Raw genomic sequence first — 6,556 nt, 5'->3', positions numbered from 1 at the left:
TGGGCTATGTTGACGGCACACTGCGCGGGCGTGTGAACCCGGACGGTCGTAGGAGTCCCGAATCACTTGGACTTTGAATGAGAAAGGCAATGAGACGATGTACGGCTCGGTGGTCTTTCCGCTCGTTGACGCGGGCACGAATCAAGCAGTCGGTCTTTACGCCCGGCACACGGAAAAGCAGCAGCACTTGTATCTTTCGGGCAAGCGGCGAGGGCTTTTCAATCCGGCGGGAGCAAAAGAGACGGACGAGATCGTCCTGACCGAGAGCGTGATCGACGCTTTGGCTCTGTGGTCGATCGGCATCAGGAATGTGACTTGTGCCTACGGCGTGAACGCTCTGACGGATGAGATCCTCCGCGCACCTGCAGGAATCCCGGATCAGACGGGTCGTGCTAATGCTCGACGCGGACGATGCAGGGCCGCGAAGCCGCCTAAAGTTCGCCGAGAAGCTATCGGCAATCGGCATAGAAAGCCGCACGGTCGATCTTCCGGCAAAAGACGCATCGGAGTTCGTTGTAAATGGCGGAACGCTTGAGGCGGTCCAAAGACTTATTGAACCGCAGAGACGCGGAGACGGAGAGACGGCGGAAACGCGGGCCGCAGGGAGTGTGCCTTTGCCCGATGGAACATTGCAGATCGTTCTCGACAATCGGGAATACAGAGTGCGCGGGCTGACGGGCGTCGGACTTGAGAAGCTGAAAATAAACTTGCGTCTTAATGTGGGGAATCTCTTTCACCTGGACACGCTCGATCTTTATCAGGCAAGAGCGAGGGCGAACTTCGCGCAGATAGCCGCCAAGCATTGCCGCGTGAACGAATCTGTTATCAATGCCGATCTACTTTCGCTGATCGAAACGCTCGAAGCCGAAAGGCTGTCGATGCGAAAGACCTCGACCAATGAAGCGGAATCGACGGCGGCGATGACCGAGGCCGAGAAGGGAGGCGATAGCTTTCCTGGAAAGACGAAAAGCTGTGGAGCGAATAGTGGAGGACTTCCGGCGGTGCGGTCTGGTGGGCGAAACGCTCGACGGTGTTGACGGCTTACCTGGGGTCGATCAGCCGGAAACTGACGGAACCGCTTGCCCTGCTTATCGTCGCCCGTTCGGGTGCTGGCAAATCGGCATTGCAGGACGCTCTCTGTGCGTTTGTGCCGCCGGAGGAGCTTGTCAGGGTTACGAGGCTGACCGGCCAGGCTCTTTTCTACAAAGACCCTTATTCATTGCAAAGAAAGATGCTGGTGATCGCCGAGGACGAAGGAGCGATGCAGGCCGTCTACTCACTTAGGACGCTTGCCTCGATCAGAGGCTTTTGATCGCGGCGACCCGGACGGACCCGGCGACCGGGAAACTTTCGACGGAACATTACGAAGTCTTTGGACCCGTTGTGATCGTGATAACGACGACCTCAGCCGAAGCGTTCGACGAGGAGACCCGCAGCCGCTTTGTGCAGCTTTCGATGAACGAATCGATCGAGCAGACGCGGATCATTCTTTCACAGCAGCGGCATCAGCACAGTCTTTCGGGAGTGCTGGAAAAGGCGGAATCGGAAGAGATCAAACGGCTGCATCACCACGCCCAAAGAATGCTCAAACCGCTGGCCGTCGTCAACCCTGTTGTCGAACATCTGACCTACCCCAGCGAAAGACTCATCCACCGCCGAGAGCAAAGAAAGTATCTCTCGCTTATCAACTCGATAAGAGCACTTCTTCACCAATATCAAGAGAGATCAAAACCGCGAAACGCGGCGAGATCGAGATCGAATATGTCGAGGTCGAGCTGTCCGATATTGCACTTGCGAACGAGCTGGCCGAGGAGATCCTCGGCAAGGCAATGGACGAGCTGGAGCCGCCCGTGCGTGGAATGTTCGAGGCGATAAGAGAAGCGTGTAAGAGACGAGCGGAAGAACTAAAGATCAAGGCTTGCGATGTCCAACTTACACGCCGGGAGATACGCGAGACGACCGCATGGAGCGACTGGCAGGTGAGGATGTATTGCCAGAAGCTGGTCGAGATGGAATATCTCTGGGCGATCCAGGCGGTGAACGGAAAGCCGAGCGTGTACCAGTTGGCGAGCGATGCGGAGAGCGAGGTGCAAAGCCTGCGCGGACTGACCGGAGTTGACGAGTTGAAAACGCGACTAAAGGACGCGGCTAAAGAGAAAGCGGCGAGTCGATAGGCCAAGCGGTGAAGGTGCGGTAAGTAACGCCCGCCGTTGTTCGCTTCGGATGCCTTCTTCCCGGTCGCTGCCGTCATCCGATAATCCCTTTTTGTGTCCTTCGTAAAAAACACTACGGACATAAAAGCTCATTATCGTACGCCGTCCGCTCCGGCTCTCTGCTCCGCGGGCGCTCGTTCCTCGCAGACCGCTTCGCTCGTTCGCACGGCTATCGGGGTGAACTCGGCGCGGCCTGATGGTGACGTTGAAAAGAAGACGAAGCGGCTAAAGACAAAAGCCGGACGCCCGACAGCAAACCTTGTGGACCTTGTGGTAAAAAAGGCGACCTTGAGGGTACCTTGTGGTGGTCGAATCACAAGGTTAATTGCAGACAGAAAAGAAACTTAAGCCGACCTTGTGGTCAGTGGAGAAGCTTTTAAAGGGGAAAATAAAAGCAAAGGTCGTGTTGGAGCAACTCCCACTGAATGCGGCTAAAGAAAAACACTCATCGATCATCTGCTTTCTAACAGTTGATTGTTGAGTAAGGAGGCATTGGCGAGATGTGGACGGAGAATCAAAAGCAAAAACTGGAGCTTCTAAGAGGCCGCTTTATCGAATATCTGACGGCCGTAAACTACTCGCCGGCGACGCTTGTAAACTACTCTCTCGCGATGCACGGGTCTTCCTCGATTGGCTGGTGGAAAACACCGCCTTGAACTCAATCGCCGACGTGACGGCCGCATCTTCGCAGTATCAGATCTCGCTTTACCGGCTTGAAACGGAAGACGAAAAAACGGGCCGGAAAAGGCAGAGGCTTTCATCGGGAGCACAGGCCAACAAACTGGCGGCGATGAAGCGGTTCTTTCTCTGGCTGTGGCAGGAGGGCGTCATCGTTCACAACCCGTCCGCGTCGATCCAGATGCCGAAGCAGCCGAAGATGCTCCCGCGAAATATCCTCACCCCCGCCGAAGCGAAGCGGCTGATCGAGAGCATCCCGATAGAGAAAGCGAGAGAGACATTCGCGATCGCTCCATTCTGGAGGTGATGTACGCAACCGGCATCAGGAGAGCGGAGCTTGTGAGCCTTACGATCTACGATGTGGAGATGCAGACGGGTACGCTTCGGATCGAGCACGGCAAAGGAAATGAGACGCGGCTGGCCGCTCACTCAATCGTCGCAGACAGCCTTGAAGCTCTATCTCGAACAGGCGCGTACCGCTTTTGCATCCCAGCCGGGACAGATCCGCTTGTTCGTCTCGTCGCGTTCGGGCGGGCCGCTGGACGTGGACGACATACGCCGGATCGTCCGCAAATGGACGAAGAACGCCAACATAAAAAAGAACGTCACGCCGCACACGATGAGGCATTCATGTGCCACCCATCTGCTCAAGGGCAGGGCTGACATACGGCAGATACAGAAGCTTCTCGGACACCGCCGCCTGTCGTCAACCGAGATCTACACGCACGTCGAGCTTGGCGATCTGGCTGAGGTCATCAGCCGCTGTCATCCCAGAGAAAAAAAGCGGTCGATAACGGTAAAAAGAGCCCAAAAACGCGGGTCTGAAAAAATGTGCGAAACGGCTCCCCAGCCTGTACGACAGGATAGACCAAGATCCACCGTTTGTAATCGGACTAAATGAGGCAGCAGCACGGGTTACGCATTGTCACCAAAGTTACAAACCGCAACTTATTGCGTAAAGCTTCTCGTTAAAGGTCTTACGCTGTCACTTCTGTATACAAAACGCCATCGAATGTGAACAAAGAGATCGAAAAATACCTCTCGGAACTCGAAGCCAAAGGCTACTCGAAGGACCTCCGAAGATCGAGCGAGAGAGTGCTGAATAACTTGCAGCTTTACCTGCAGGAAGCCTGGCTGATAAAGCTGAACGAGGCCGAGGAAACGCACCTGAACTCGTACCTTGTTCACCTCAAGAAATACACCGACCAGAAGGCATCATCCTTAAGACAAACCGTGTCGAGGATCAGACGCTTTTTCCAATGGCTTTACACATCGAATAAAGTGCTTGCGAACATCGCCGAGACCTTCGATCTTCCCAAAGCCGGACACACATTGCCGCACGTCCCGACCGAAGCCGAAATATCGAAGATCATCGAGCAATGCGACACCGACAAAGCGATCGGCGTTCGCGATCGCTCCATACTCGAAACCCTATACGCCTGCGGCATCCGTCACGGAGAGCTTTACCGCTTGAATATGCGCGACTTCGACGGCGGACCTTGCGTATCCGCGAAGGCAAAGGAAAGAGAGAACGCATCGTTCCCCTGACCGAAAACGCAGCCCGATGGATCGAGAGATATATCGCCACATCGCGCGTCGAACTGATGAGCGGAGCCTACTGGGGAAAAGGCCGAAGCCGGAAGAAAAGACCGGTCACGAATCCGACAGCTTTGTTCCTTTCCGTTACGGGCAGGGCCTCTCGTATCCGCAGATATGGAGCATCGTAAAGAACGCTTCGGAAGCGGCCATGATCAACGCGACGGTCCACACCTTCCGGCACGCCTGCGCGACGCATCTTCTCCGCCACGGAGCGAGCCTCCGCCACATCCAAAAACTGCTCGGACACTCCAGCCTCGACACGACCCAGATCTACACCCAGGTCGAGATCTCGGACATAAAAAAGCGGTGGGCAAAGCAACTGAAAATCTCCGGCAAACCTCAAACAAATAGGTTAAAAAGCCCTGTCGAGTTATAATAAAAACTTGGCACGAAAGCCGCTTTTTCTTTAGCCGCTTCTTTAGCTCTTTGAAAACACATCAAGCCGCAATGCGCATCGCACGGAAATCTCGAATTGCGCGTTCATAACCGGCTATGAACGCGATGGCGAAACCGGGCTGGATTATGCTCAGGCTCGGTATTTTGGCAGTTCGCTGGGGCGGTTTACCTCTGTCGATGCTTTCGGGCCTTGGGCAATGACCGAAGAAGAAAAGATCGAATTCCTTTCTTTGCCTCAGAGATGGAACAGATATGCTTACGTGTCGGGGAATCCGCTCAAGTACAGCGATCCGACCGGTCTTTACGTTTGCGATAATACCGTTAGTGGGGAGTGCACGAAAATTCAGAAGGTCTGGAAGCTCTTCGAGATAAGGGCACTAAAGAACAGCAGAAATTCGCGAATTGGCTCTTGCACAAAGACAACAAGACGGTCTTTACAATTGGAGATAAAGCTTCTGTCTTCATCAACGACGTAAAGGGGGCAAATGAATTGATTCAGAAAGGGAACGCCACGGTCAACGACGCCTCAAAATTTATCACTATAAGCTTGGATGCGAAAGGAGATTTTAGCACCGGAGCGGGATTTAGCGGCACGGAGCCGGTTTTGGCCCACGAAGGACGACACGCCTGGGTTGCTGCAGATGTCATTACGAGTTTTTCAAATGGTGATTCAGTGAATTCTGATATCACTCGATTTGAAAAATGAGTTCAAGCACTACTCCGCAGCTTTGTATCTTCGTAAACAAGGCGGCGCCTATGTGCAATGGGGGTTGAGCAATCCGCATGGTCACCTGAAGACCAAAAACGGATCAATTAGGGTTGACTCTCAGTCGATACGAAACAAACTTGCCTCATCGTACAAAGACGATGCCACAGGAAGTCCGTTAACCGAGAAGAATTTCGGATATCGAGTCAGTCAAATTTACGGGCTCAAGCCGAAAAAATAGAGGTTAAAGATGAAATTCATGATATCCATTATGGCTAGCGTTTTGGTCGTAAGCTTTACGTGCGACACTCCCAAATACAAAGGTACGGGAAACGATTCTATAGCGAATCAGGAATCGACACGAGCTGATCCAATGACCCCACCATCGCCCTCCCCCGAGCCCTTAAGTGAGGAGATTTGTATCGATCGACTTGCCGAGATCAGAGTAACTTCTATAAAAAAGGGATCGGCAGCGGCGATTCCGGAATACCAGTCGCTACTCGGGAACGGATGCGACCATGATGGGGTTCGCATGGCATATGGACTGGCACTGGCCGGAAGTGATCGCTTTCACGAGGCCGTAGAGCAATACCGATTGGTCACCAAACGGAATCCGCGACACTGGGCTGCTCATTGGACTTTGGCCCAGACGCTGATTATTGAGTTGGGCGACTTCGAAGAAGGATTGAAAGAAACCAAGCGCTCCAGGGAACTCGATGACCTCGGGGACGTAGGCCATCTTTACGACTATTATCTCGGCCGAGCTTTTGAGGGCATGGACAAGGCTCAGGAGGCCCTCACGCATTTTCGTAGGTTCGAGAAACTACAATCGAAGATCAACAAAAATGACGAGAAGCTAATCGACACGAGGAAGAGAATTGCAAAGCTTGAGGTTACGCTCGAAAACTCGGGAATACGAGATGCTGCGCTGGTTACAGCACGGAATTAGTTCGGAAGAAATTCA

Annotated in this window: 10 protein-coding genes; all 10 read left to right on the top strand. The window is 53.5% G+C overall.

All coding sequences use genetic code 11. From position 1 onward, the window contains the following. Nucleotides 1–395: 395 nt before the first annotated feature. The 10 genes from IPQ00_03030 (at nt 396) to IPQ00_02985 (ending at nt 6,541) form a co-directional block, all read left to right on the top strand. Nucleotides 396–1,037, top strand: a complete 642-nt coding sequence (locus IPQ00_03030) for a hypothetical protein (protein MBL0239538.1) — start codon at nt 396–398, stop codon at nt 1,035–1,037. Continuing rightward, nucleotides 1,031–1,312, top strand: a complete 282-nt coding sequence (locus IPQ00_03025) for a hypothetical protein (protein ID MBL0239537.1) — start codon at nt 1,031–1,033, stop codon at nt 1,310–1,312. The genes IPQ00_03030 and IPQ00_03025 overlap by 7 nt, the downstream gene beginning before the upstream one ends. 71 nt (nt 1,313–1,383) lie before the next feature. Then, nucleotides 1,384–1,875 (top strand): hypothetical protein, encoded by a 492-nt coding sequence (locus IPQ00_03020; GenBank protein ID MBL0239536.1) that lies wholly within the window; start codon nt 1,384–1,386, stop codon nt 1,873–1,875. Next, nucleotides 1,830–2,174 (top strand): hypothetical protein, encoded by a 345-nt coding sequence (locus tag IPQ00_03015; GenBank protein MBL0239535.1) that lies wholly within the window; start codon nt 1,830–1,832, stop codon nt 2,172–2,174. The genes IPQ00_03020 and IPQ00_03015 overlap by 46 nt, the downstream gene beginning before the upstream one ends. A gap of 541 nt (nt 2,175–2,715) precedes the next feature. After that, complete coding sequence (locus IPQ00_03010; protein ID MBL0239534.1) at nt 2,716–3,198, top strand: hypothetical protein; 483 nt, start codon at nt 2,716–2,718, stop codon at nt 3,196–3,198. A gap of 99 nt (nt 3,199–3,297) precedes the next feature. Next, nucleotides 3,298–3,792 (top strand): tyrosine-type recombinase/integrase, encoded by a 495-nt coding sequence (locus tag IPQ00_03005; GenBank protein ID MBL0239533.1) that lies wholly within the window; start codon nt 3,298–3,300, stop codon nt 3,790–3,792. A 113-nt stretch (nt 3,793–3,905) separates the two neighbouring features. Continuing rightward, entirely contained in the window at nt 3,906–4,439 is a 534-nt protein-coding gene (locus IPQ00_03000; GenBank protein MBL0239532.1) for a site-specific integrase, read from the top strand. A gap of 16 nt (nt 4,440–4,455) precedes the next feature. Continuing rightward, a complete protein-coding gene (locus IPQ00_02995; GenBank protein ID MBL0239531.1) occupies nt 4,456–4,866 on the top strand; it encodes a tyrosine-type recombinase/integrase in 411 nt (136 codons plus the stop codon). Nucleotides 4,867–4,954: 88 nt separating this feature from the next. Next, nucleotides 4,955–5,362 carry an RHS repeat-associated core domain-containing protein gene (locus IPQ00_02990; protein MBL0239530.1) on the top strand — a complete coding sequence of 136 codons (408 nt, stop codon included), beginning with the start codon at nt 4,955–4,957 and terminating at the stop codon, nt 5,360–5,362. A gap of 480 nt (nt 5,363–5,842) precedes the next feature. Further along, a complete protein-coding gene (locus IPQ00_02985; protein MBL0239529.1) occupies nt 5,843–6,541 on the top strand; it encodes a tetratricopeptide repeat protein in 699 nt (232 codons plus the stop codon). The last annotated feature ends 15 nt before the right edge of the window (nt 6,542–6,556 follow it).

The organism is Chloracidobacterium sp., assembly GCA_016720705.1.
Lineage (GTDB): Bacteria > Acidobacteriota > Blastocatellia > Pyrinomonadales > Pyrinomonadaceae > OLB17.
The sequence above is the reverse complement of the archived record's forward strand: the minus strand, read 5'-3'. Positions and strand labels throughout refer to the sequence as shown.

Bases quoted from the DNA above. Each gene is read 5' to 3' on its own strand.
- IPQ00_03030 (MBL0239538.1), top strand. From the start codon at position 396: ATGCTCGACGCGGACGATGCAGGGCCGCGAAGCCGCCTAAAGTTCGCC.
- IPQ00_02995 (MBL0239531.1), top strand. From the start codon at position 4,456: ATGGATCGAGAGATATATCGCCACATCGCGCGTCGAACTGATGAGCGG.
- IPQ00_02985 (MBL0239529.1), top strand. From the start codon at position 5,843: ATGAAATTCATGATATCCATTATGGCTAGCGTTTTGGTCGTAAGCTTT.
- IPQ00_03005 (MBL0239533.1), top strand. From the start codon at position 3,298: ATGAGACGCGGCTGGCCGCTCACTCAATCGTCGCAGACAGCCTTGAAG.
- IPQ00_03015 (MBL0239535.1), top strand. From the start codon at position 1,830: ATGGACGAGCTGGAGCCGCCCGTGCGTGGAATGTTCGAGGCGATAAGA.